The sequence below is a fragment of the Komagataeibacter sp. SM21 genome (assembly GCF_041402665.1).
Classification (GTDB): domain Bacteria; phylum Pseudomonadota; class Alphaproteobacteria; order Acetobacterales; family Acetobacteraceae; genus Komagataeibacter; species Komagataeibacter saccharivorans.
Map to the genome: position 1 here is coordinate 399,892 of NZ_JBGLOV010000001.1, position 22,479 is coordinate 422,370.

Consider the following 22,479-nt stretch of genomic DNA (forward strand, 5'->3'; position numbering starts at 1 on the left):
TCAGCATGCCCACCGGCTTGGCTTGCCCGGTTCGTTGCCGGGTGCCCCGTCGGAACTGGTTAAAAGTCCTAGGCCCCCCGGCCAGATGTGACAATCGGGCCACCGCCGCGCGGCGGTGGTTTTGCAGTCACATTATCCGGCGTGCAGCGGCGCGCAGGCCGCCGTGAGCCATGTACGCGCCGGTGTATCCAGATGTGGCGCGACCTGTTCAAAAACCCGTGCATGATACTGGTCCAGCCATGCGATCTCGCCGGGTTGCAGGCTGGCGGTATCAATCAGCCGCCGGTCAAACGGGGCCAGGGTCAGGGTTTCGAATTCCATGAAGCTGCGCTTTTCCTCCCCGATGGGGCTGGGCTGGACCAGCAACAGGTTTTCCAGCCGTATGCCGAACGCGCCGGGGCGGTAATAGCCCGGTTCATTGGACAGGATCATGCCCGGCTGAAGCTGCACGGGCCGGAAAACGGGGGAAATGTTGGCCGGTCCTTCATGCACGGACAGATAGCTGCCGATGCCGTGGCCGGTGCCATGGTCGTAATCAAGGCCGCCATCCCACAGGGCGTAACGCGCCAGCGCATCCAGCGCATGTCCGGTCACGCCTTTGGGGAAGCGTGCGCGGGCAAGGGCGATGTGACCGCGCAGCACGCGGGTATACGCATTGCGCACATCGTCGTCCGGTGCATCGGGGCCGGTCCAGATGGTGCGCGTGATATCGGTCGTGCCAAAGGGATACTGCGCGCCGCTGTCGATCAGATAGACCTCGTTGGGTCTGATCTTGCGGTCGCTTTCCGGGGTGACGCGGTAATGGATGATGGCCCCGTTTGGCCCGGAACCGGAAATGGCGGGGAAGCTTTCCTCCCTGTAGTCGGGGGAGGCTGCGCGGAAACGGTCAAGCTGGATCGTTGCTTCAAGTTCCGCCGTGCGCGTCGCGTTTTCATCCAGCCAGTGCAGGAAACGGCACATGGCCACGCCATCCGTCAGGTGGGCACGGCGGCTGCCTTCCTGTTCCACGGGGTTCTTGATCGCCTTGGGCAGCAGGCACGGATCGCCTTTGCGGATTATGGTCGCGCCGGCGTTTTCGAGTATCTGCATGAACCAGATGGCGTTGCTGGCCGGGTCCACCTGCACGCGGGCGGGGGCAAGGGCGCGCAGCGTGTCTTCCAGTGCGGTGGGGGGCTGGATGGTGACATCATCGCCCAGCCACTGCCGGGTCTGGTCTGACAGCTTGGCCGGGTCGATCAGCAGGGTCACGCGCGCATCATCATGCACGATGGCGAAACACAGGCTGAGCGGCGTAAAGGGCACATCGCGCCCGCGGATATTGAGCAGCCACGCGATGGAGGCCGGATCGCTCAGCACCAGCGCGCTCTCGCCCCCGTCGCGCAGGTCACTGGCAATGCGTTCGCGCTTGTCGCGGCTGGACTGTCCGGCCCATTCCTCGGGCTGCGGTACGCAGGGGGTGCAGGGGGCCGCAGGACGGTCGGTCCAGATCGCGTCCACCGGATTGGCGGGCAGGGCAACCATATCCAGTCCGGCATCAAGGAACGGACGCAGCGCGCTTTCGCTGATCAGGCGCGGATCGTAGCCGATTCGCCTGCTGCTGCCGTGGCGGGCCAGCCATGTGGCGGGTGGTGTATCGCGCAGATGCTGGCGCTCCCACGCCGCTGCGTCCACCTGCTGGTCCATCTGGGTGATGTAGCGCCCATCCGAAAATACCGCCGCGCGGTCGGGCAGCACCGCAGCCAGCCCGGCGCTGCCGGTAAATCCGGTCAGCCACGCCAGGCGTTCCGCGCAGGGCGCGACATATTCCCCCAGATGTTCATCGCCGCGCGGCAGAACAAAACCGTCCGCACCCATCTGCTTCAGGACGGCGCGCAGCGCGTCAAGGCGGTTACTGGCCAGTGACATGGAATGATCCTCGTGCGTGGTGAAATCAGGAATGCGACATGATGCGATACATGAACAGCAGGTCCATCCATCGGCCGAATTTGGTGCCGCATTCGGGTATCAGGCCCCCATGCTGGAAGCCAAAGCGTTCATGCAGCAGGCGTGACGCGACATTGGTGGAGGTAATGCCCCCCACCATGACATGCACGTTTTCCGCCATCGCCCGGTCACACAGCGCCTGCAGCAGCGCGCTGCCAATGCCCTGCCGCTTGTAGGCGGGCGCGATATAGACCGAATGTTCGACCGTATGGATGTAGCCAGAAAATGGCCGGAACATTTTCCAGCTACTGTATCCCGCAACACTGCCATCGGGCATTTCCGCCACCAGGACGGGATAGCCGCTGGCCTGACTGGAATGCAGCCATTCCAGCCGCGCGGCTACCGTGGTTTCGTTGGTTTCCCACATGGTGGTGCTGTTGCGGATGGCGTGATTGACGATTTCGACAATCGCCGGAATGTCCGCGTCCGTTGCGTCGCGGATCAGCAGGGCGGGTCTGTCAGCCATGGGGTTTGCGCAGGATCAGTGTGCCCCAGTCTCCCTCGCGCAGATGGCGCTCAAGGACCAGACCATGGCGGCGATGGGCGGCCAGCACCATGCGCACCTGCGTATTGAGCAGGCCAGCCAGTATGGCCGTGCCGCCGGGCAGCAGGTTACGCGCAAGATCGGCCGCCATGCTGCACAGCGGGCGGGCAAGGATATTGGCGAAGACCAGATCATAGGGCGCATGGTGTCGGATGGCGGGAGTGGCCCAGCCATTGCCCAGATGGCAGTCCACCAGATTGCCCAGCCCGTTCATCGCGGCATTGCGCCGGGTTACGCGAACGGACCACGGATCGATGTCGGTCGCCAGAACGGGCCGGTGCAGCAGGGCCGCCGCCGCCATGGCCAGGATGCCCGAACCACATCCCAGATCGAGGATACGGCGCGGCTGGCGATAGGCGACCAGTTCCAGCGCGCGCAGGCAGCCGCGTGTCGAACCGTGTTCGCCCGACCCGAAGGCGACGCCCGCGTCCAGGGTTATGGTGATGCGCTGTGGTCGTCCCGCCTGTTCCAGATGCGTGCCGCGTATGGCGAAGCGTCGGCCTGCAAGCTGTTCGGGAAAGGCTTCGTAAGTGCGGGCAAGCCAGCCTTCGGATTCCGTGTGGCTGCGTTCGAGTTCGGCATCGACGCCCGTGGTCAGGCCAGCCACCAGCAGGGCGGCGCGGAGTTCTTCCTCCCCGTTGCCAATATCCTTGACCCCTTCCACACGCCACTGGGTCTGGTTGTCGTCCACTTCGAAAATGCCGATGGTGGTGCAGACGGTGGACAGGGCGGATTCATAGGCTTCGACCGCTTCAGGCGGGACCGTGACCGATATGGTTTCCAGTTCGGTGGCGTGACGCCGGGGGGAAAGGCTCATTTATACCTGCTCAACAAATGTATCGATCACCCGCTTGGGGCCTGCTTTTTCAAAGGCGACTTCCAGCCGGTTTCCCTCGACCGAGGTAATGGTGCCGTAGCCGAATTTCTGGTGAAACACACGCACCCCCACCTTCATGCCCGACGTTGCGGCGGGTTTGGGCGTGATGTCATGCACGCGCCGTGACGCTACCAGCGGGAAGGGCGAACTGCCAAACACGGCGGGGCGGCCAAGGAAGCTGCGGCGGCTGTTGGCCGTATCGCCGGTGCTTTCGATGTGTTCGGCGGGCAGTTCCTCCACAAAGCGGCTGGGAATGGCGGATTGCCAGTTGCCGTAGATGCGGCGGTTGGCGGCGTGGCTTATGATGGCCCTGCGGCGCGCGCGTGTGATGCCGACATAGGCAAGACGGCGTTCCTCCTCCAGTCCCTTGAGGCCGCCTTCATCCAGCGTGCGCTGGGAAGGAAAGACCCCTTCCTCCCATCCCGGCAGGAAGACGGTGTCGAATTCCAGTCCCTTCGCGCCGTGCAGGGTCATGATGCTCATGCTATCCTGACCGGACCGGTCTTCCGTATCCATGACAAGGGCGACGTGTTCGAGAAATCCGCTGAGGGTTTCATAATCCGCCAGCGAACGGACCAGTTCCTTCAGGTTTTCCAGCCGACCCGGCGCGTCGGGGGATTTGTCCGCCTTCCACATGTCCACATACCCGCTTTCCTCCAGCAGGTGGTCGATGGCGACGACATGCCCTTCGCGCCCCAGCATTTCGCGCGTGGCGGCAAGGGTCTGCATGAGGGCGGTCAACTGCTCTTTCGCCCGGCCCTTGATCTCTCCCTGCGCCAGAAGGTCCAGCACGGCTGCGGTCAGCGGGATTTCGCGTGCGCGGGCATGCATGTGCATTTTCTGCAGCCCCGTCGTGCCCACGCCGCGGCGGGGCACGTTGATGATGCGTTCAAACGCCAGATCATCCGATGGCTGGTTGATGACGCGCATATAGGCGATGGCGTCACGGATTTCGGCGCGTTCATAAAAACGCAGGCCGCCAACCACGCGATAGGGCAGGCCGAGGGTTATCAGCCGTTCCTCGAACGCGCGGGTCTGGAAACCGGCGCGGACAAGGATGGCGATTTCCGCCATCGGGTGGCCATCGGCGCGCAGGCGTTCGATCTCGGTGCCGACCATGCGGGCCTCGTCGTCCGAGTCCTGCACGGAAATGACGCGGACCTTCTCGCCTTCCGCATCCTCTCGCCCCGGATGCAGCGTCTTGCCCAGCCGTTCCTCGTTATGGGCGATCAGGCCCGATGCCGCAGCCAGTATCTGCCGGGTGGAACGGTAATTCCGCTCCAGCCGCACAACCCGTGCGCCGGGAAAGTCGCGTTCGAAACGCAGGATGTTTTCCACCTCCGCCCCGCGCCATGAATAGATGGACTGGTCATCATCACCCACGCAGCAGATGTTCGATGGCTGGTCCCCCCGGTGGGCCAGCAGGCGCAGCCACAGGTACTGGATGGTGTTGGTGTCCTGATATTCGTCCACCAGAATGTAGCGGAAGAAACGGTGATACTGCGCCAGCACATCGGGCTGTCTGCGCAGGATTTCCGTCATGTGCAGCATCAGATCGCCAAAATCGCAGGCATTAATCTGGCGCAGCCGGGACTGGTAATCGGTATAGATTTCGGCACAGCGCCCGTTGGCGAAATCCGTATCCTCCGCCGCCGTAATGGCGTCAGGCACAAGCCCGCGGTCCTTCCACCGCTGGATCACGCCCATTATCGCCTGTGGCGGCCAGCGTTTTGTGTCGATGCGGTAGGGTTCGAGCACCTGCTTGAGCAGCCGTAGCTGGTCGTCCGTATCCAGAATGGTGAAACTGCTGGTCAGGCCAACATATTCCGCGTGGCGGCGCAGCATGCGCGCGCACAGCGCATGGAACGTGCCCAGCCACAGCCCTTCCGCCGGTTCGCCCATCAGGGCGCTGACACGTTCGCGCATCTCGCGCGCGGCCTTATTGGTGAAGGTCACGGCAAGGATCTGGTTCGGTCGCGCGCGGCCCGACAGCAGGATATGCGCGAACCGCGTGGTCAGCACCCGCGTCTTGCCCGTGCCTGCGCCGGCAAGGACCAGTAGCGGGCCATCCGTAGTCTCGATCGCGTCCCGCTGTTCGGGATTGAGACGGCTGAGGTAGTCCGGCTCGCGGCCGGTTGGGATAAGGCTGTCCATCACGCTATCTTCTATAGCAATCCCCGCGTGGGGGAACCAATGCTATCAATTACGCCGCAACAGGACGGGACATGACGGGAAAAAAGCGGTGAAGCAGGCACCTGCCACGAAACATGCGGGTGGAACGGGGCCGGGGGGACATCGTGCCCGCATGCGCGCGCGGATACGCACGGCGGGGGCGGCGTCACTGGCTGATTACGAATTGCTGGAGGTGCTGCTGTTCGCCGCCGTGCCCCGGCGCGATACCAAGCCGCAGGCCAAGGCGCTGCTGGCGCATTTCGGTAGTCTGGAAGCCGTGCTGGATGCAGCCCCCGATGCCCTGCGCGCGGCGGGGCTGGGACCGCGCGGGATCGCGGTTCTGGCCTGTCCGGCGCAGGTTGCGTCCCGGCTGGCCCATGGCGACCCGCGCGGGCAGGTGATTTTTACCGATATGGTGGCGGTGCTGGACTATTGCGACCGGCTGCCCGATCCGGATGGTAATCGCAATGGGGTGCGGATGTTCCATCTCGATTCCGCGCGACACATGCTGGCCGATGAACTGGTCATGGACGGAGGGGCTGCGGATATGTGTCGTGCCGTGCTGGCCCGCGCGCTGGAACTGCACGCGGTATCCCTTGTCGCTGTGCGCGATCTTGGCCCGCAGCCACCCCCGGCAGAGGGATGTGCGGGCGACCTGCGCTTCCTGCGCATGCTGCACACTAACGCCCGCCTGCTGGGGATCACGTTTCAGGACTGTCTGGTCCGGGGCGGAGGGAAGACAGTCAGCATGCATCCCTCCATCACGGCCTAACGGTGCGGATGGGCTTCGGCTGCGGCAAACTGCTGGCGGATGGCGTCCAGCAGTTCGGAGGGCTGGCTGACCAGTGCGTCCGCACCGGCTTCGGTCAGTTCCTCACGCGAGCCATAACCCCATAATACCCCCAGTGCACGGACATGGTTGGCATGGGCGCCGCTTATGTCGAACCGCCGGTCGCCGATCATAAGTGCATCCTCGCGCCTGACATCATGTTCGCGCAGGAGGGAGGCGATCAGTTCCGGCTTTTCCGCCCCGCTGTCATCCGCCCGTGCGCCGGACAGGCCATCGAAATACTGCACGAGATTGCGCAGGTGCAGGATCTTGCGCGCAAGGTGGCGCGGCTTGGACGTGGCGATGAACAGCCGCACGCCTTCGGCGGACAGGGTCTCGATCACGTTGCGCATATGGTCGAATACGGGGCTTTTGTGCATGCCTTCCGATTCGTAATGCTTGCGATACAGGGCCATGGCCTCCTGCACCCGGTCATCGCCATAATGGGCCAGAACATGACCGATCAGTTCTTCCAGCGGCGGCCCGACCACCCATGTCAGGTCCATGGACATGTCGGGTTCATGCCCCAAGTCGCGCAGCAGGGCGTGGATGGAGTCCACTATGCCATCGCGTGAGCGCACGATGGTTCCATCCAGATCAAAGAGTACGGTATGGGATTTCTGAAAAATCATGCAGGTTCAAAAGCTCCTTGTCCTGCGGGCATCATGCACCATCCATGCGGGATTTGTCCTGAAATTGTTGAGAAGCCACCATTTTGCCCGATAACGCCACGGCGCAGGCCCGACAGCCGCAGGTGGATGGCGCAATCAGCCATGCGGCAGACCTTGCCTTCCTGCGTGACCTGATCCGCACGCTCGATACAGGCCATCCCGCGCCCGACCGCCTTGCGGCCAGCCTGCTGGCGCGTTTCGGGTCGGCGGGCATGGCGCTGTCGGCGCATGTGGGGGCGCTGGATGAAATGGCGGGGCGTGAAACCGCGTTACCGCCTTTTCTGGCCGTGGTGCGTGAACTGGCGCTGCGGCTGTATCGCAGCCGGGTGCGGCGGGTGGATATGCTGTCGGGGCAGGACGGGCTGGTGGCCTATCTTCAGGCCTGCATGGGCCATGAAGTGGTCGAACAGTTCCGCGTAATGTTTCTGGATGAGCATTTCCGCCTGCTGGCAGATGACCTGATGGGCACCGGCACGGTCAACCATTCCCCCGTCTACCCGCGTGAAATCATGCGCCGCGCCCTGAAACTGGGGGCCGCGAAACTGGTGCTGGCGCATAATCACCCGGCGGGCAGGCCGGAGCCATCAGGGGCGGATATCGAGATGACAATGCGGATCGTGCAGCTTGGCCGGCTCATGCGGGTTACGGTGCACGATCACATCATTGTCGGAAATGGCCGCGTCCACAGCTTCCGGGCCATGGGGCTGATTACCTAGGCGGCGTTGTCCGCTGCGGTGGCCAGTGGGCCCAAGGCTGCTTCAACACCGAATTCGCCCGGCAGGCTGCCATGGGGAAACAGCACGTTCACATGTCCCATCTTGCGGCCCGGACGTGCTTCGGCCTTGCCGTAATGATGGGCCAGCAGGCGCGGAGCCGCCATGATCTGCGGCCACAGCGCCATGTCATCCGGCCCGATCAGGTTTTTCATCACCGCGTCACTATGGCGGATCGCGGGGGGCAGGGGCTGGTTGGTTACGGCGCGGACATGCATCTCGAACTGGTCCACGGGGCAGGCATTCATGGTCCAGTGGCCGGAATTATGCGGGCGGGGCGCGATTTCGTTCACGCGCAGGCTGCCATCGCGGTCGACGAACATCTCCACGCCCAGCAATCCGATCAGGCCCAGCGCACCTGCAATGCGCCGTGCGAGGTCAACCGCTTGCGCCGCAAGGGCAGGGGAAATGCGGGCCGGGGCAAGGCTCAGGTCCAGAATGCCGTTGCGATGGCGGTTTTCCGTCACGTCGAACGTCGTGATCTCGCCCCGTTCGTTCCGTGCGACCATAACGCTGACTTCACAGGCGAAATGCACCATTCCTTCCGCAACCAGCGGATGGGGGCGCAGACTGTCGAATGCGGCGTCCAGTTCCGATGCGTCGTGAATGCGGGCCTGTCCCTTCCCATCATAACCAAGGCGCGTGGTCTTGAGGATGAAGGGATAGCCCAGTTCTTCCGCCGCCGTGCCCAGATCTGCACGGTCATGCACCGCCCGCCATGGGGCCACCGGAATGTCGTTTTCCGCCATGAAGGTTTTTTCAGCGATGCGGTCCTGACTGATACGCAGGATACGGCCGGCGGGATGGACCGGGCGGATGCTGGACAGCAGGTCCAGCCCGTCAGCGCTGATATTTTCAAATTCGAAGGTGATGACATCCACTGCATCGGCGAAGCGGCGCAGGGCGTCATGATCGTCATACCGGCCCAGTGTCACCGCATGGGCGACCTGTGCCGCCGGACCATCGGCTTCCTGTGTCAGGATATGGGCGCGGTAGCCAAGGCGTGCCGCCGCGATGGCCGACATGCGGCCAAGCTGGCCGCCACCGACAATGCCAAGGATGGAACCGGGAGGAAGCGCGCTCATCGAACGGGTTCTTCCGCCACCGCCGCAGTCTGTGCCGCCCGCCATGCAGCCAGCCGCGTGCCCAGCGCCGGGTCGGACAGGGCAAGGATGGAGGCGGCCAGCAGGGCGGCATTGGTCGCTCCCGCCTTGCCGATCGCCAGCGTGCCCACGGGGATGCCACCGGGCATCTGCACGATCGACAGCAGGCTGTCCATGCCCTTGAGCGCGTGGGATTCGACCGGCACGCCCAGAACCGGCAGCGCGGTCCATGCCGCGCACATGCCCGGCAGGTGAGCAGCCCCGCCCGCGCCCGCGATAATGACCGACAGGCCACGCCCCTGCGCCGTTTTGGCATAATCCGCCAGCCGGTCGGGGGTACGATGGGCGGATACGATGCGCACTTCATGCGCAATGCCCAGCTTTTCCAGCACGCTGGCGGCGTGGTGCATGGTTTCCCAGTCGGACTGGCTGCCCATGATCAGCCCGACGCGCGGGGCCTGTGTACCGGGGGACGGAAGGGGGGGCTGGCTCACGTTTGGTAACTCTCGTCAGGTATTCAGGCGATGCTGTCGGGGATCAGACGGCTTTCCAGCCATGTGATCTCATCCTTCAGCAGAAGCTTGCGCTTTTTCAGCCGTTGCAGTTGCAGTTGGTCCGTCAGCGCCAACGCCATGCGATTGATGACCGTATCAAGGTCGCGATGTTCACTGCGCAGTTCGTGCAGCTTGCGAAGGAGGGTATCCCGGTCTGTCAGCATGGCGGCTCGTCTGTTAGGTGGACATGGTCACTATCCTAAGCATATCCGCGCCAAAAGGCGAAATGCCAGACGTGCGGCCACTTGGCCTGCAATTTTAGCATGGAATTTGCCGGGCGGTCTGGTCTAGCCTGATCGGGTCGTAGCAAAGACGCTGGAGGGTTCCATGTCGTACGAAGCGCGTATCAACAGCCTCAAATCACGCCATGCGCGGCTTGATGCCCGCATTTTTGATGAAGATCGCAGACCTTCACCCGATGAAGTCGCCATCCGGCGGCTCAAGCTTGAAAAGCTGCGTCTCAAGGAAGAAATCGAACGCCTCGTCAGACTGGGCTGACAGGAAACAGGCCGCCCGGTGGTGCCGGGCGGCCATGACCTGTCAGGTCAGATGCCGTTCTCGCCGTCGTCATCAAGTTCCAGCGGCGGCGGGACGGCCTGACCTTCACGCGCAAGGCGTTCATTGGCGGCCGCCACCATGGCGTTCAGGTCCGTCTGGCTGCACAGGCCCAGCGTTACCGGGTCGCGTGGCTTGATGTTGGGGCTGTTCCAGTGCTGCTTGGTGCGCACCTTTTCAATGGTGTCCTTGGTCGTGCCGAGCAGCTTGCTCGTCTGCTGTTCAGACAGCTGCGGGAAGTTGCGCAGGATGAACGCGATCGCGTCAGGGCGGTCATTGCGCTTGGCGACCGGCGTATAACGCGCGCCCTTGGAGCGACGGTTGATCGGGTTGGCGGGCGGCAGGATCTTGAGACGGGACTCAGGATCTTTCTCGCAACGGTCGATTTCCGCCTGCGTAAGCTGGTGGTTGGCAATCGGGTCATAACCCACGATTCCCTGCGCCACTTCCCCATCGGCGATCGCCTGTACTTCCAGGGGGTGCATTCCGCAGAATTCGGCAATCTGGGTAAACGTCAGCGCCGTCTTTTCAATAAGCCACACGGCGGTTGCCTTGGGCATCAGGGGCAGGGCAGTCATTATCAGTCAGGTCCTACAGCGTGTGGCGCCACACGCAGGCACCTGAAAGGGTGTTTGAACCGGTCCCATCCCGAAGCGGGGACCGTGCGTACCTGCTGGCGCGCCAGAAACAGAAAACACTCGTGGAAGTGATATGAAGGTTGCGGGCGGTAAAGGTCAAGACTTCAATCGGTTCGCGGGGAATGTTTCATCCCGATAAAAACGGGGGCGGACCACTGGCCCGCCCCCGCTGTTGCAGATGGCGATGGATTACAGTGCGCAGCCAGCCACCGGCGGTGAAGCGCAGGCCGCTGCCGCCACATGGGGTGCGATCCCTTCGGGCTGCGTCTCGACCGCTTCGGTCCGGGCTTCGGCTGTTGCGTCCTGTCCCGTCACGCTCCTGCCCGATGAAATGGGGATGCGGCGTGGCTTGAGGGCTTCCGGCACGATCTGGCGCACGGCGATGCGCAGCAGCCCGTTCGTCAGGTCCGCCTTTTCCACCACGACATGATCCGCCAGCACGAAGCGACGTTCAAATGCGCGCGTGGCGATGCCGCGATACAGCATTTCGCGTTCCTGCGCCGGTTCGCCTACGCGTCCTGCTACGATAAGGGTATTGTCCTGCACGGTCAGTTCGATGTCATCGGGGCCAAAACCGGCCACGGCCATCGTCAGCGTGTACTGCGCGTCGGACAGTTTTTCGATGTTATAGGGCGGGTAGGATGAACTGACCGGGTTCTGTGCCGCCGTATCGACAAGCTGGGCCAGACGGTCAAATCCGATGGCGCTGCGGAACAGCGGCGCGAAGTCGTAAGCCATGACTGAAACCTCCATGATGCAAGGTCTGCTGCGTTGTGGTCCCTCGGTCGAGCGGACCATGATGTCGGAATGATACGCGGACCCGCATGGGCATCCGCGTAGTCCAGACATGGGAATGCCCGGCCCCCCGTTCAAGGGACCGGGCATTTCCGGCAACAGCAGACTGTGTCTGGTGGAGGCGCGGGCGATCAGCCCTTCTTGCGCTGGCCCAGTGCACCGAACTTCTTGTTGAACTTCGCAACCTGGCCCCCGGTGTCCATCATGCGCTGCACGCCGGTCCAGGCCGGATGGGACTTCGGGTCGATGTCCAGACGCAGCGTATCACCGGGCTTCCCGTAGCAGGAACGGGTGGTGTACTCGGTGCCATCGGTCATGATGATGTTGATTTCGTGGTAGTCGGGGTGGATGCCGGATTTCATTTCAACTAACTTTCACGCTGGGCCCACCGATGCCGACCGGGGGCGTTATGTGGGCAGGCGTATAGACGACAAGGGATGGCAAGATCAACACCCGATGGCGAAAAAGCTCGATTCCCGGCTTATCGGGTCCAGTGTTACCGCGTTGCATCAGGTTGAGGAAATGGAAAGGAAGACTGGCGATATTCAGTCGTCATGATGTCATGACATTGCTAGACCTGAGAGGTCTTCTTTAAAACAAAGGATTGGTAACAATGGCAAAGCTGCCGGATCACGTACCTGAACTGCACGTCAAGGACATTCATATGCCGGGCTGGCTGGGCGAATTCCGTTCGTTTCTCATGCGCGGCAATGTGGTTGACCTTGCCGTTGGTGTGATTGTGGGTGCCGCGTTTACCGCCATCGTGAACAGCCTGGTCAAGGATGTGTTCACCCCGGTTCTGGGACTGCTGATCGGCGGTATCGATTTTACGAACCTGTTCATCACCCTGCGCGGTCCGCATCTCGCAACCCTGGCGGATGCACAGAAGGCTGGCGCGGTTACGATCAATATCGGGCTGTTCCTTAACGCGGTGATCCAGTTTGTCATCATCGGCTTCGTCATTTTCTGGGTCGTGAAGGCCATCAACCGCCTGACGGTGAAGAAAGAGGCCGAGAAGCCCGCCGCCCCCGCTGCGCCCCCGCGCAACGAAGTGCTGCTTCAGGAGATTCTTGAAGTGCTGAAGGCGGACGCCGCGCAGAAGCCGACAGGTTCCACCACGGTCTGATCCTTATCATCGGACTGCAAGGCGGGTGCCCGGGATCGGGCCCCGTCTTTTTTTTGCCTTACCGACCTGCCCTTGTCCGGATGACGTGACTGCCCAATATCCCCCGGTGTGTTAGGGTGACAGCCTTATGACTGATTTTGTTCGATATGTTCGCCGCGGTCTGCTGGCGTGCGCGGCGGCTGGCCTTCTGGTCGGCTGTCAGGCCGCGCCACGGCAGGAACTGTCCAGCCTGCCCCCGCCGGCGCAGGACTACCTGCTGATTTCGTCCTATTTCATGGCGGAAGGCGGTCTGGTCAGCCGCCTGCAGGATGGCGGCCTGTCGGGACAGCAGGTGTATGACATGGCGGTCTCGCTCAAATACGGCAAGCGGATGCTCATGACGGCGCTGCTCAAGCCGTCGCGCCGGGCGCGGCATAATGTGGAGATGGCGGTGGCCCTGATGGTGGCGTGCAGCAATCAGCCGGACCCGAGCACGCTGAACGGCGCGGTGCTGTCACGCTGCATCCCCGATACAATGGCGCCCCCGGTCCCAATGACAAAGGGGCAGGTCCCGCCGCAAGCGACAGATCCCGCCCCCGATAGAAGGCCCCGATAGAAGACATGGACCCGCACCCTGTTCGGTGCGGGCAAAAGGGTCCGTCAGGACGTGCGTGCAGGCGGACGGGCATCCCGGCGCAGGCGCTTTTCCCCCAGCAGCAGCAGGATCGGTGCTGCGATGAAGATGGAGGAGGATGTCCCCACCACAATCCCGAACAGCATGACCCATGCGAAGCCCGACAGGCTGGCCCCGCCAAACAGTGCCAGCGGCAGGGCGGCAAGGAACACGGTCGATGACGTGCCCAGCGTGCGACTGAGGGTTTCGTTGATCGACAGGTCGATCAGTTCCGCCAGCGGCATGGTCCGGTATTTGCGCAGGTTTTCACGCACGCGGTCATAGACCACCACCTTGTCGTTGGTGGAATAGCCCAGAATGGTCAGGATTGCCGCGACCATCACCAGATCGAATTCGAAATGCGTCAGGACAAGGAAGCCGATGGCCTTGGTCAGGTCCAGCACCAGCGTCACCACCGCGCTGACCGCGAACTCCCATTCAAAGCGGAACCAGATATAGGCCAGGATCATGAGCAGGCTGAGCCCCAGGGCCAGCATGCCGTTGCGGAACAGTTCAGCCGAAACCGAAGCCCCCACCGCATCCGCCCGCAGCACCTGCGCGCCGGGCAGGGTGGTGATGGCGTGTCGGACCGAATCGACCAGTGCCTGCGTGCGGGCTTCATGGTCGGGTTCGCTTGCGGGCGGGGTGTCGAGGCGGATCAGCACGTCATCCGGGCCGCCAAAGGACTGCACGCCTGCCGCCGCCACATGCTGGGCCGCAAGGGCTGCGCGGATGGCGTTGAAATCCGCCGGTCCCTGCGTGCGGGCTTCCACCACGATGCCGCCCCGGAAATCCAGCCCCAGTGTAAGGCCGGGATGGAAGAACAGGATCAGCGAGGCGATGGACAGCACCGCCGATGTTGCAAGGCCGATGAAGCGGCCGCGCATGAAGTTGATTCTGGTGCCGTTGGGCACAAACCGCAGAAGGGGACGATCAAACATCATTCAGCGCGCCTCAGACCGGCAGGGTGCTGGGGCGTGTGCGGGCATACCAGCGCACCATCAGCATCCGGGATAGAAGAAGGGTGGTGAACAGGGTGGTCACGATACCGATGGTGATCGTCAGCGCGAAACCGCGCACCGGGCCTGTTCCGAAAACGAACAGCATCACATGCGCCAGCAGCGCGGTGGCGTTACTGTCCACGATGGTGGAGGTCGCGCGCTCGAAACCGGCCTGCATGGCCTGCAATGCGCTGCGCCCGCGGGCGACTTCCTCGCGGATGCGTTCATTGATCAGGATGTTGGCGTCCACCGCCATGCCCAGGGTCAGCAGCATGCCCGCCATGCCCGGCAGGGTCAGCGTGGCCTCGAACAGGGACAGGATGGCCGTCATCAGCACCAGATTGGCCAGCAGGGCGATGTTGGCGTACCAGCCGAAGCGCCCATAGAACAGCGCCATGAACGCGATCACCAGCACGAAGCCCGCAGCAAGGCTGTAGCCGCCCGCGCGGATCGAATCAGCACCGAGCGACGGTCCGATGGAACGCTGCTCGATTACGTTCAGGGGGGCGGGCAGTGCGCCCGCGCGCAGCAGCAGGGCGATGTCGGTGGCCTGCTGGGCGGTGAAGCTGCCGGTGATCTGGCCATTGCCGCCGGTAATGGCGGTGCGGATGACCGGGGCCTCGATCACTTTGTTATCCAGCACGATGGCGAAGCGTTTGCCCACATTGGCGCGCGTGACCGCGCCGAATTCCTGCGCACCCGTCGAATCGAAGGTGAAGTTCACCGCCCATTCGCCACTCTGCTGGTCGATCGCAGCACTGGCGTTGGTCAGGTCCGCGCCGTCCACATCAACATGGGTGAAGACCGGCAGCGTGCCCTGTCCGTCGCTCATCGGCACCATTTCCACGCCCGGCGGGGGAACGGCGGAACCGATGGCGGAATCGGACACCAGATGGAATGTCATCTTGGCTGTGGTGCCCAGCAGCTTCTTGACCCGCTCGGGATCGCTGATGCCGGGCAGTTCCACGATGATCCGGTCTTCGCCCTGACGGGTGATTTCCGGGTCGATGGCACCCGTCGCGTCAATACGGCGGCGCACGATCTCGATGGACTGGGTAACGGCGTCATATGCGCGCTGGCGGGCGGCATCTGGTGACAGGGCGATGGTGATCTGGCCACCTTCACCCTGATCGACGCTGAACTCCCCCGGTACGTTCATGGGCATCGCGCGCAGGGCCTTGAGGTCCTGCGGTGCCTCCTCCGGTGCGCGGGGGGTGAAGGTGACGCCGCGCGCGGTGGTGGTGAGGTTGCGATACCCCAGACCGGCCTTGAGCAGGGTCTGGCGTGTTTCATCCTGCAGCCCGCGCAGCCTGTCGGCGGCGACGCTGTTCATGTCCACCTGCAGCAGCAGGTATGAACCGCCCCGCAGGTCAAGGCCCAGATGGATCTGGCGCCAAGGGAGGGACGGGACGGGCTGGCGGATGACATTGGGCAGGCACAGCGCCAGCCCGATCAGACATATGCCAATGACCGAAGCCATTCTGAGCCGACTGTAATACATCATGACTTGATGGAGAGCTCCCTACGCCCGGCAGAGCCGGTTTCCTTGTCCGGCATGGTCAGTGTCTCATATGCGAATTTCAGTGCGGGAACATGCCGGTCCATGGCCGATGATGCAACCGCTGATGCTTGGTGTGGCGCATGGCCGTTGCCGTTTTGCCGCATTCGCATGGCCGCCCCCGGCACGTCTGCCCCTGCCGGGGGTGGGCGGGGGACATGGCGGCTGCTATCGGTCAGTCAGGAACATGACAGGCAGGAAGCACGGTAATGGGAACAGCGCGCCAGTTACGCATCGGAATTGTGGGGGCCGGGCATTTTGGCCGCTTCCACGCGCTGAAGGTTGCTTCCTCCCCGCGTGAAATCCTGTCGGGCATCCATGATCCCGATCACCGGCGCGCGGCACAGGTGGCGGCGGAGGCCGGGGGCGCGCCCGTCCTGTCCTATCCCGACCTGCTGGCCTGTTCGGATGCGATTATCGTGGCGGCCCCGGCGGACCATCACTTTGACCTTGCACGGCAGGCGCTGGCGGCGGGACGGCATGTGCTGGTTGAAAAACCCATGGCGGCGACACTGGAACAGGCGGACGAACTGGCGCAACTGGCCCGTCGGCACGCAGTCGTGCTGCAGGTCGGGCATCTGCTGCGTTATTCCGCCGAACACCGCGCCATTACGGAACGCATTTCCCGCCCGCTTTATATCGAGGCCACGCGCATCGCACCCTACAAGCCGCGTGGTACGGATGTTTCGGTCATTCTTGACCTCATGATCCATGATCTTGATCTGGTCCTGGCGATTGTGGACAGCCCGATTGAAAGCGTCGATGCGCTGGGGGCGGCTGTCAGTTCCCCGTTCGAGGATATCGCCAATGCCCGCGTGCGTTTTGAAAACGGATGTGTCGCCACCATTGCCGCCAGCCGCATTTCCCTCAAGACCGAGCGGCGGATGCGCGTCTTTTCGCAGGAAGGCTATCTGTCAGCGGATTTCGTCAAACGCGAACTGACCATGATCGGGCGCGAACGTGGCCTGCCGCTGCCGGGCACTGGCGGGTTCCGGCGCGAATCCGTCACATGGCGCGATCATGACACCCTTGCTGCCGAACATGCGGCCTTCGCCGCATCGTGCCTTGATGGCGCGCCCGTTCTGGTCGACGCCACGGCAGGCCGCCGCGCGCTTGCGGCGGCGCTGGCCGTAACGCAGGGGATCGCCGCCACCCGCGCGCGGATGGAGGCATCGGGCCTGATCATTCCCCCCGGTCAGGACGACTGAAGCGTCTCGCGCAGCATTTCCAGTTCCAGCCAGCGCTCTTCCGCCGCCGTCAGGTCCGCCTGCGCTTTTTCCAGCGCGCCTGTCGCGGCGGCAAAGGCGGCGGCGTCGCGCGCATACAGGCCCGGATCGGCCAGAATGGCGCGCAGCCGTTCGATTTCCGCCTCCAGCGATTCCATCTGGCCCGGCAGCCGTTCCAGCGCCAGCTTGTCCTTGTAGGACAGTTTACGCGCGGGCTGGCGTGGTGAAGGGGACGGCGTGACATCGGTCGTGGCAGCGGGAGTGGCGGAGGGCGCGTCCACACGGTCCTGCCTCGGTCGCGCGGCCAGCGTGGTATCGCGGCGCTGCGCCAGCATGTCGCTGTAGCCGCCAGCATATTCCAGCCATCTGCCGCCACCTTCCGCCATCAGGATGGAAGAGGCCACCCGGTCCAGAAAATCACGGTCATGGCTGACCAGCAGCACCGTGCCGGAATAGCTGGCCAGCATGTCCTGCAGCAGGTCGAGCGTTTCCAGATCAAGATCGTTGGTCGGCTCATCCAGTACCAGCAGGTTGGATGGCTGGGCCAGCGCGCAGGCCAGCATGAGCCGCCCGCGTTCCCCGCCAGACAGCACGCCTACAGGCGTGCGCGCCTGTTCGGGACGGAACAGGAAGTCCTTCATGTAACCGATGACATGGCGTTTTTCGGTGCCGACCTGCACCATGTCGCCGCCACCGCCCGTCAGCGTATCGGACAGGGTGGCGTTGGGGTCGAGCGTGCGGCGCTGCTGGTCCAGTGTAACCACGGACAGGGCGCTGCCGATATTGATCGTGCCCGAATCAGGCTGGTCCTGCCCCGTCAGCAGGCGCAGCAGGGTACTCTTGCCCGCGCCATTGGCGCCAACGATGCCCAGCCGGTCCCCGCGCAGGACGCGCAGGTCCAGATCGCGCACCACCGGATGCGCCGGGTCATAGGCCCGGCAGACATCTTCCGCCACGGCGACAAGCTTGCCCGACAGGTCGCTTTCCCGCGCTTCCATCTTCAGGCCGCCCTGCGGACGGATGGCTGTGCGTCGGTTCTGGCGCAGGGTGGCCAGTTCGGCCACGCGGCGGACGTTGCGCTTGCGGCGCGCGGTCACGCCGTAGCGCATCCAGTCTTCTTCACGCGCGATCTGGCGGTCGAGCTTGTGGCTGTCGCGCTCTTCCTGTTCCAGCACTTCCTCGCGCCATGTCTCGAAACGCGCGAAGCCCTGATCCAGCCTGCGGGTGACACCACGATCAAGCCAGACGACGGAGCGCGAAAGCGTCTGGAGCAGTCGCCGGTCATGGCTGATGATCACCATGGCGGAGGACAGCGAAAGCAGTTCGCGTTCCAGCCATTCAATGGTGGGCATGTCCAGATGGTTGGTGGGTTCGTCCAACAGCAGCAGGTCAGGCTCGGGTGCGAGTGCGCGCGCCAGCGCGCAGCGCCGCGCTTCCCCGCCCGACAGCGTGGACGGGTCTTCCGTGCCGTTCAGGCCCAGTTCGGTCAGCAGCAGTTCCGCCCGGTATTCCGGGTCCCCCGGCCCCATGCCCGCGCGCACGTAATCCAGCGTGGTGGCGAAGCCGGACAGGTCGGGTTCCTGCGGCAGATAGCGCATGGTGGTGCCGGGCTGGACGAAGCGGGTGCCGTCATCGGACTGTATCTCACCCGCCGCGATGCGCAGCAGGGTGGACTTGCCGCAGCCATTGCGACCGACAAGGCAGATGCGTTCGCCCGGTCCCACGCCAAAGCCCGCGCCATTGAGCAGCGGCGCACCGCCGAGGGTCAGGGTAATATCCTGAAGGAGAAGAAGGGGAGGAGAGGCCATTCCCGCTTATGTCTCCACTACCGCCCCGTGTGCAAGGTCAGTGTGGGTGGGTCAGGCTTCCGTGGTCTTGTGAAGGAGATCGAGAAAGGACAGTCCCCAGCCCAGCGCCGTATGGCTGGCGATGCTGTCCCAGCAGGCCTGCCAGCGTTCGCGTCGTTCGGCAAGGGACATGGCCAGTGCGCGTTCCAGCGCATCGGCCATGCCATCATGGTCCAGCGGATTGACCAGCAGGGCAGCCTCAAGCTGTTTTGCCGCCCCGGCCAGACGGGAAAGCACCAGCACGCCCGGATTTTCCGGGTCCTGTGCCGCGATGAACTCCTTGGCGACCAGATTCATGCCATCGCGCAGGGGCGTAATATAGCCGATATCGGCCAGGCGCATGTAACCCGCCACGGTGGAGCGGGGGCTGCCGCGCGTAAGAAACCGCAGTGGCGTCCAGTCCGCCTGCCCGCAATGGGCGTTGAGCTGGCCAATCTGGTGTTCCAGCCTGCTGCGCAGGGCCTGATAGCTGGGCACGTCGGTCCGGCTTTCGGCTGCGATCTGCAGGAAAGTGACCTGCCGCTGCCGTGCGGGATAGGTGTGCAGCAGCCGTTCATACCCGGCCAGCCGGTGATCCAGCCCCTTGGTCGGGTCCATCCGGTCCACGCCAAAGACAAGCCTGCGCCCGGCCAGCGAGCCCGCAAGGCGGTGCAGGTCTTCATGCTCCATGGCCGCCGCTGCGGTTGCGGCAAATGTCTGCGGATCGATTTCAACGGGGAAGGTGCCCACGCGCACCTTGTGCCCCTCGAACAGCAGGGTGGTGTCATCCACCGTTACCGCGCCAGCGGTGCGGCTTGCGGCGAATATGAAATTGGCCGTGTCGTCCGCGGTCTGGAAGCCAAGCAGGTCCGCCTTGAGCAGGTCACGCAGGAAGGTGCCGCCATCGGGGGCGGTGGCCAGCATGTCCGGCGCGGGAAAGGGGGTATGGAGGAAAAAGCCGATGGGCTGGCGCACACCGTGGCGGCGCAGCAGGGCCGCGAGTGGCAGAAGATGGTAATCGTGTATCCAGATCACATCTTCCGCGCGCAGCAGCGGCAGCAGGTTTTCACAGAACCGTTCATTGACCGACCGGTAACTGGCCAGTTCGCGCCGCTCGAAATGGATGCATTCGGGGAGCGAGTGCATGAGCGGCCATAACGTGGAATTTGAAAAGCCGGTGTAATAATTGCGGTATTCGGCGGGGGTAAGGCCGATTGTGGCGTATTCGACGCCCTCGGCCTTCTGGATTTCCGGTGGCAGGTGCGCCGCATCGGGGTGACACGCGCCATTCCAGCCGAACCACAGGCCGCCCTTGCGCGCCAGCAGGTCCTTCAGCACAACCGCAAGCCCGCCGGGGCGCAGGCCCTCCTTGGGAACGGGAACGCGATTGGAGACAATGACCAGCCGTTTCATTCTGCCCTCTTTCGTGCCCTGTCATGTAGGGGACAGGCGTTTGCAGCATACACACGCCTGCGTGTGAAGGGCGCGACCGCCGACGGCTGGCATGCGGTAGGGTCAGTTCAGGGAGACGCCACCCGAAACGGCCTGATAGGTAGAAACCGCCAGCGTAAGCGGTTCAAAGGGTTTGGTGATGACGAAGGCGGGTTCGATCGTATCGCCTGTCAGCAGGCGTTCGGGGTAGGCGGTAACGAAAATGACCGGAATGTCCTGCTGTTGCAGGATGCTGGCCACGGCGCTCATGCCATCGCCCCCGTCGCCCAGGTTGATGTCTGCCAGAATCAGGCCGGGATGCGTTTCGCGCGCAAGCCTGACGGCTTCGGCCTCGCTGCTGGCGACACCGGCAATGGTGTGGCCGCACTGGCGGACCAGTTCTTCGATATCCATCGCGATGATGGGTTCGTCCTCGATGATAAGGACGCTGGTCTGCGCGCATGACCGCAGGCGGGTATGGGCTTCCTCCAGCATGGTGGCCGCCTGATCGGGGGCAAGTGACAGCACGCGGGCGGCGTCGGCCACGGGAAGTTCCTCAAGCGATGTCAGCAGCAGCAGCTTGCGTGCGACCGGGGGCATGCCGCCCTGCTGTGTAACCGTTTCCCCGCTGTTCTGGGCGTGGTGGCGCGAGATCCACTGGTAAAGACGCAGCCTTGGCGGCATGGAAGGATCATCCACCGCCATGAGTTCGCGCAGGCTTTCGGCGACCAGAAGATCGCCATTCGACTGGCTGCCACACAGCGCGCGGGCATAACGCCGGGCATAGGGCAGGGCGCGAAGCAGGTCTTGACGCCGTGATAGCGGCATGAGGCATTCATCTCCCCGGATAAATTGTTACACTCCGGATCATGACAGCGTTAGAATGAGCTGCAAGACTTGAAGAGTAAACAAACTGGAATCGAGAATAACACCCGATCCGTCGGCGGTCACGCAATTGCGTGGGGAGATGCTGGCTCTTTTGCCACAATTGCGTGGGTTTGCCCGTTTTCTGACCGGGCAGGCAGCGCTGGCGGACGACCTTGCGCAGGAAACGGTACTGCGTGCGCTGGCTTCCCTTGACCAGTTTGCCGCAGGCACCAGCATGAAGGCGTGGCTGTACACCATCGCGCGCAACCTGTTTTATGAACAGTCGCGCCGCAGGCGGCGTGAACGCGATGTCATGTCCGACTACGCCCTGCGGCCCGACCGTCCCGAAAGTGGGGTGGGGGAAGGCGAATCGGATGACCTGCGAGATCTGGATGGGGCGATCTGGCAACTGTCTCCCAGCCTGCGTGAAGCGCTGGTGCTGGTGGGGGTGCAGGAAATGACATATGTCGAGGCGGCGGAGGTCTGCGGCGTTCGCGTCGGCACGATCAAGGCGCGGGTGTCGCGCGCGCGCAGCCAGATACTGGCCTATATGGCGACGGGCCAGAAAATAGAGCCGTAAGGAAACCCGCAGCGACTGCTCGCGTTTTCGTTATATGAGCCGATGTAACCTTTTCCCCCGCCCATTCATTGCACTGGCATGGATGACCAAACTGGGGAGAAGAAAATGACCAGCACTTTTCATGACGAAATGCTTGCGATCCTGCCCCGACTACGCGTTCAGGCCCTGTCGCTCACGCGCAACCGTGCCGCCGCCGATGATCTGGTGCAGGACGCGGTCTGCAACGCGCTGGCCGCCCAGCACAGCTTTACGCCAGGCACCAATTTTTCCGCCTGGATGCACCGCATCCTGCGCAACCGGTTCATTTCGGACCTGCGCAAGAAGCGTGAGACCAGCAATATCGACGATGTGCCTGCCTCCGCCGTGGCGGCCAGCGGTTCGCATGAAGACCGCCTCGTGGTGAAGGAACTGGCTGAAGCCATGAACCGCCTGCCTGCCGATCAGCGCGAGGCGCTGGTGCTGGTGGTCATGCAGGGCATGAGCTACGACGAACTGGCCGCCGCCACGGGCTGCGCCGTCGGCACGGCCAAGAGCCGGGTTTTCCGGGCACGTCGCCAGCTTGCCACATGGCTGTATGGGGAAGAACGCGATATCGCTACCGTGGAACTGCGCGGTGCGGTGCGGCGGCTGCGTTCGCGCCGGGAAGAACGGCCTGCGGTATCTGCCTGACAGTCGAATTCCCACTTTGAATAATGGTATAAATATGGCACTGACAGTG

Annotated in this window: 24 protein-coding genes; 8 read left to right on the forward strand and 16 right to left on the reverse strand. The window is 63.5% G+C overall.

The window, feature by feature from the left end:
- Positions 1 to 132 precede the first annotated feature (132 nt).
- Genes ACBR42_RS01740 through ACBR42_RS01755 form a run of 4 tightly spaced genes read right to left on the reverse strand, consistent with a single transcriptional unit; the run spans position 133 to position 5,558 of the window.
- Positions 133 to 1,905 carry a M24 family metallopeptidase gene (locus ACBR42_RS01740; protein ID WP_371207134.1) on the reverse strand — a complete coding sequence of 591 codons (1,773 nt, stop codon included), beginning with the start codon at positions 1,903 to 1,905 and terminating at the stop codon, positions 133 to 135.
- Positions 1,906 to 1,930: 25 nt separating this feature from the next.
- Positions 1,931 to 2,449, reverse strand: coding sequence for a GNAT family N-acetyltransferase (locus tag ACBR42_RS01745; RefSeq protein ID WP_110548130.1), 519 nt, complete (start codon positions 2,447 to 2,449; stop codon positions 1,931 to 1,933).
- Positions 2,442 to 3,344 carry a 50S ribosomal protein L11 methyltransferase gene (locus ACBR42_RS01750; protein ID WP_102324483.1) on the reverse strand — a complete coding sequence of 301 codons (903 nt, stop codon included), beginning with the start codon at positions 3,342 to 3,344 and terminating at the stop codon, positions 2,442 to 2,444. The genes ACBR42_RS01745 and ACBR42_RS01750 overlap by 8 nt, the downstream gene beginning before the upstream one ends.
- A complete protein-coding gene (locus ACBR42_RS01755) occupies positions 3,345 to 5,558 on the reverse strand; it encodes an ATP-dependent helicase (protein ID WP_110548131.1) in 2,214 nt (737 codons plus the stop codon). It abuts the gene before it with no gap.
- Between the two features lie 88 nt (positions 5,559 to 5,646).
- Between ACBR42_RS01755 and ACBR42_RS01760 the strand changes: the two genes are divergently transcribed.
- A complete protein-coding gene (locus ACBR42_RS01760) occupies positions 5,647 to 6,348 on the forward strand; it encodes a JAB domain-containing protein (protein WP_371207135.1) in 702 nt (233 codons plus the stop codon).
- On the opposite strand, the gene ACBR42_RS01765 is transcribed toward ACBR42_RS01760, so the two are convergent.
- A complete protein-coding gene (locus ACBR42_RS01765) occupies positions 6,345 to 7,037 on the reverse strand; it encodes an HAD hydrolase-like protein (protein ID WP_102324481.1) in 693 nt (230 codons plus the stop codon). The genes ACBR42_RS01760 and ACBR42_RS01765 overlap by 4 nt on opposite strands.
- An 83-nt stretch (positions 7,038 to 7,120) precedes the next feature.
- Here ACBR42_RS01765 and ACBR42_RS01770 point away from each other — a divergent pair, with 83 nt between their 5' ends.
- Positions 7,121 to 7,792, forward strand: a complete 672-nt coding sequence (locus ACBR42_RS01770; RefSeq protein ID WP_371207136.1) for a RadC family protein — start codon at positions 7,121 to 7,123, stop codon at positions 7,790 to 7,792.
- On the opposite strand, the gene ACBR42_RS01775 is transcribed toward ACBR42_RS01770, so the two are convergent.
- Genes ACBR42_RS01775 through ACBR42_RS01785 form a run of 3 tightly spaced genes read right to left on the reverse strand, consistent with a single transcriptional unit; the run spans position 7,789 to position 9,670 of the window.
- Positions 7,789 to 8,934, reverse strand: a complete 1,146-nt coding sequence (locus ACBR42_RS01775; protein WP_371207137.1) for a 5-(carboxyamino)imidazole ribonucleotide synthase — start codon at positions 8,932 to 8,934, stop codon at positions 7,789 to 7,791. The two genes, ACBR42_RS01770 and ACBR42_RS01775, sit on opposite strands and share 4 nt — an antisense overlap.
- Positions 8,931 to 9,446 (reverse strand): 5-(carboxyamino)imidazole ribonucleotide mutase, encoded by a 516-nt coding sequence (gene purE, locus ACBR42_RS01780; RefSeq protein ID WP_110548134.1) that lies wholly within the window; start codon positions 9,444 to 9,446, stop codon positions 8,931 to 8,933. Before purE ends, ACBR42_RS01775 begins: the two co-directional genes overlap by 4 nt.
- A gap of 23 nt (positions 9,447 to 9,469) precedes the next feature.
- Positions 9,470 to 9,670 carry a YdcH family protein gene (locus ACBR42_RS01785; RefSeq protein WP_102324477.1) on the reverse strand — a complete coding sequence of 67 codons (201 nt, stop codon included), beginning with the start codon at positions 9,668 to 9,670 and terminating at the stop codon, positions 9,470 to 9,472.
- Positions 9,671 to 9,833: 163 nt separating this feature from the next.
- Between ACBR42_RS01785 and ACBR42_RS01790 the strand changes: the two genes are divergently transcribed.
- Complete coding sequence (locus tag ACBR42_RS01790; RefSeq protein ID WP_102324476.1) at positions 9,834 to 10,004, forward strand: YdcH family protein; 171 nt, start codon at positions 9,834 to 9,836, stop codon at positions 10,002 to 10,004.
- A gap of 47 nt (positions 10,005 to 10,051) precedes the next feature.
- Here the strand turns inward: ACBR42_RS01790 and ACBR42_RS01795 are convergent, their stop codons facing one another.
- From ACBR42_RS01795 to rpmE, 3 genes are all read right to left on the reverse strand, one after another.
- A complete protein-coding gene (locus tag ACBR42_RS01795) occupies positions 10,052 to 10,639 on the reverse strand; it encodes a DUF1013 domain-containing protein (RefSeq protein ID WP_102324475.1) in 588 nt (195 codons plus the stop codon).
- 249 nt (positions 10,640 to 10,888) lie between these two features.
- A complete protein-coding gene (locus ACBR42_RS01800) occupies positions 10,889 to 11,437 on the reverse strand; it encodes an Hsp20 family protein (protein ID WP_102324474.1) in 549 nt (182 codons plus the stop codon).
- A 188-nt stretch (positions 11,438 to 11,625) separates the two neighbouring features.
- Complete coding sequence (gene rpmE, locus ACBR42_RS01805; protein ID WP_102324473.1) at positions 11,626 to 11,856, reverse strand: 50S ribosomal protein L31; 231 nt, start codon at positions 11,854 to 11,856, stop codon at positions 11,626 to 11,628.
- A gap of 251 nt (positions 11,857 to 12,107) precedes the next feature.
- On the opposite strand from rpmE, the gene mscL reads away from it, so the two are divergent.
- Both mscL and ACBR42_RS01815 read left to right on the forward strand, forming a co-directional pair.
- Entirely contained in the window at positions 12,108 to 12,620 is a 513-nt protein-coding gene (gene mscL, locus ACBR42_RS01810; protein ID WP_102324471.1) for a large conductance mechanosensitive channel protein MscL, read from the forward strand.
- Positions 12,621 to 12,747: 127 nt separating this feature from the next.
- The gene (locus tag ACBR42_RS01815) at positions 12,748 to 13,215 is read left to right on the forward strand and encodes a hypothetical protein (protein ID WP_371207140.1); all 468 of its coding nucleotides are present in this window, start codon (positions 12,748 to 12,750) and stop codon (positions 13,213 to 13,215) included.
- Between the two features lie 44 nt (positions 13,216 to 13,259).
- Here ACBR42_RS01815 and secF read toward each other — a convergent pair whose 3' ends face one another.
- Together secF and secD are read right to left on the reverse strand one after the other, a co-directional pair.
- Positions 13,260 to 14,213, reverse strand: coding sequence for a protein translocase subunit SecF (gene secF / locus ACBR42_RS01820; protein WP_102324811.1), 954 nt, complete (start codon positions 14,211 to 14,213; stop codon positions 13,260 to 13,262).
- A 13-nt stretch (positions 14,214 to 14,226) separates the two neighbouring features.
- On the reverse strand, positions 14,227 to 15,777 hold the full coding sequence (gene secD, locus ACBR42_RS01825) for a protein translocase subunit SecD (protein ID WP_102324469.1): 1,551 nt from the start codon (positions 15,775 to 15,777) through the stop codon (positions 14,227 to 14,229).
- Between the two features lie 263 nt (positions 15,778 to 16,040).
- Between secD and ACBR42_RS01830 the strand changes: the two genes are divergently transcribed.
- Positions 16,041 to 17,039: a Gfo/Idh/MocA family protein gene (locus tag ACBR42_RS01830; RefSeq protein WP_110548137.1), complete on the forward strand. Its 999-nt coding sequence runs from the start codon at positions 16,041 to 16,043 to the stop codon at positions 17,037 to 17,039.
- Here ACBR42_RS01830 and ACBR42_RS01835 read toward each other — a convergent pair.
- The 3 genes from ACBR42_RS01835 to ACBR42_RS01845 form a co-directional block, all read right to left on the reverse strand.
- Complete coding sequence (locus ACBR42_RS01835) at positions 17,027 to 18,865, reverse strand: ABC-F family ATP-binding cassette domain-containing protein (protein ID WP_371207141.1); 1,839 nt, start codon at positions 18,863 to 18,865, stop codon at positions 17,027 to 17,029. The two genes, ACBR42_RS01830 and ACBR42_RS01835, sit on opposite strands and share 13 nt — an antisense overlap.
- A gap of 51 nt (positions 18,866 to 18,916) precedes the next feature.
- Positions 18,917 to 20,296, reverse strand: coding sequence for a trehalose-6-phosphate synthase (locus tag ACBR42_RS01840; RefSeq protein WP_371207142.1), 1,380 nt, complete (start codon positions 20,294 to 20,296; stop codon positions 18,917 to 18,919).
- A 102-nt stretch (positions 20,297 to 20,398) separates the two neighbouring features.
- Positions 20,399 to 21,142 carry a response regulator gene (locus ACBR42_RS01845; protein ID WP_118962385.1) on the reverse strand — a complete coding sequence of 248 codons (744 nt, stop codon included), beginning with the start codon at positions 21,140 to 21,142 and terminating at the stop codon, positions 20,399 to 20,401.
- Between the two features lie 139 nt (positions 21,143 to 21,281).
- Here ACBR42_RS01845 and ACBR42_RS01850 point away from each other — a divergent pair, with 139 nt between their 5' ends.
- Positions 21,282 to 21,761, forward strand: a complete 480-nt coding sequence (locus ACBR42_RS01850; protein WP_371207143.1) for a sigma-70 family RNA polymerase sigma factor — start codon at positions 21,282 to 21,284, stop codon at positions 21,759 to 21,761.
- Between the two features lie 105 nt (positions 21,762 to 21,866).
- Positions 21,867 to 22,430, forward strand: a complete 564-nt coding sequence (locus ACBR42_RS01855) for a sigma-70 family RNA polymerase sigma factor (protein WP_102324463.1) — start codon at positions 21,867 to 21,869, stop codon at positions 22,428 to 22,430.
- Positions 22,431 to 22,479 lie beyond the last annotated feature (49 nt).

Excerpts from the sequence above, each read along its gene's own strand:
- ACBR42_RS01745 (WP_110548130.1), bottom strand. The coding sequence starts at position 2,449 with ATGGCTGACAGACCCGCCCTGCTGATCCGCGACGCAACGGACGCGGAC.
- ACBR42_RS01845 (WP_118962385.1), bottom strand. The coding sequence starts at position 21,142 with ATGCCGCTATCACGGCGTCAAGACCTGCTTCGCGCCCTGCCCTATGCC.
- ACBR42_RS01850 (WP_371207143.1), top strand. The coding sequence starts at position 21,282 with ATGCTGGCTCTTTTGCCACAATTGCGTGGGTTTGCCCGTTTTCTGACC.
- ACBR42_RS01765 (WP_102324481.1), bottom strand. The coding sequence starts at position 7,037 with ATGATTTTTCAGAAATCCCATACCGTACTCTTTGATCTGGATGGAACC.
- ACBR42_RS01800 (WP_102324474.1), bottom strand. The coding sequence starts at position 11,437 with ATGGCTTACGACTTCGCGCCGCTGTTCCGCAGCGCCATCGGATTTGAC.
- rpmE (WP_102324473.1), bottom strand. The coding sequence starts at position 11,856 with ATGAAATCCGGCATCCACCCCGACTACCACGAAATCAACATCATCATG.
- ACBR42_RS01750 (WP_102324483.1), bottom strand. The coding sequence starts at position 3,344 with ATGAGCCTTTCCCCCCGGCGTCACGCCACCGAACTGGAAACCATATCG.
- secD (WP_102324469.1), bottom strand. The coding sequence starts at position 15,777 with ATGATGTATTACAGTCGGCTCAGAATGGCTTCGGTCATTGGCATATGT.
- ACBR42_RS01835 (WP_371207141.1), bottom strand. The coding sequence starts at position 18,865 with ATGGCCTCTCCTCCCCTTCTTCTCCTTCAGGATATTACCCTGACCCTC.
- ACBR42_RS01785 (WP_102324477.1), bottom strand. The coding sequence starts at position 9,670 with ATGCTGACAGACCGGGATACCCTCCTTCGCAAGCTGCACGAACTGCGC.
- ACBR42_RS01775 (WP_371207137.1), bottom strand. The coding sequence starts at position 8,934 with ATGAGCGCGCTTCCTCCCGGTTCCATCCTTGGCATTGTCGGTGGCGGC.
- ACBR42_RS01795 (WP_102324475.1), bottom strand. The coding sequence starts at position 10,639 with ATGACTGCCCTGCCCCTGATGCCCAAGGCAACCGCCGTGTGGCTTATT.
- ACBR42_RS01855 (WP_102324463.1), top strand. The coding sequence starts at position 21,867 with ATGACCAGCACTTTTCATGACGAAATGCTTGCGATCCTGCCCCGACTA.
- ACBR42_RS01840 (WP_371207142.1), bottom strand. The coding sequence starts at position 20,296 with ATGAAACGGCTGGTCATTGTCTCCAATCGCGTTCCCGTTCCCAAGGAG.
- ACBR42_RS01740 (WP_371207134.1), bottom strand. The coding sequence starts at position 1,905 with ATGTCACTGGCCAGTAACCGCCTTGACGCGCTGCGCGCCGTCCTGAAG.
- mscL (WP_102324471.1), top strand. The coding sequence starts at position 12,108 with ATGGCAAAGCTGCCGGATCACGTACCTGAACTGCACGTCAAGGACATT.
- ACBR42_RS01790 (WP_102324476.1), top strand. The coding sequence starts at position 9,834 with ATGTCGTACGAAGCGCGTATCAACAGCCTCAAATCACGCCATGCGCGG.
- ACBR42_RS01815 (WP_371207140.1), top strand. The coding sequence starts at position 12,748 with ATGACTGATTTTGTTCGATATGTTCGCCGCGGTCTGCTGGCGTGCGCG.
- ACBR42_RS01755 (WP_110548131.1), bottom strand. The coding sequence starts at position 5,558 with ATGGACAGCCTTATCCCAACCGGCCGCGAGCCGGACTACCTCAGCCGT.
- secF (WP_102324811.1), bottom strand. The coding sequence starts at position 14,213 with ATGTTTGATCGTCCCCTTCTGCGGTTTGTGCCCAACGGCACCAGAATC.
- ACBR42_RS01830 (WP_110548137.1), top strand. The coding sequence starts at position 16,041 with ATGGGAACAGCGCGCCAGTTACGCATCGGAATTGTGGGGGCCGGGCAT.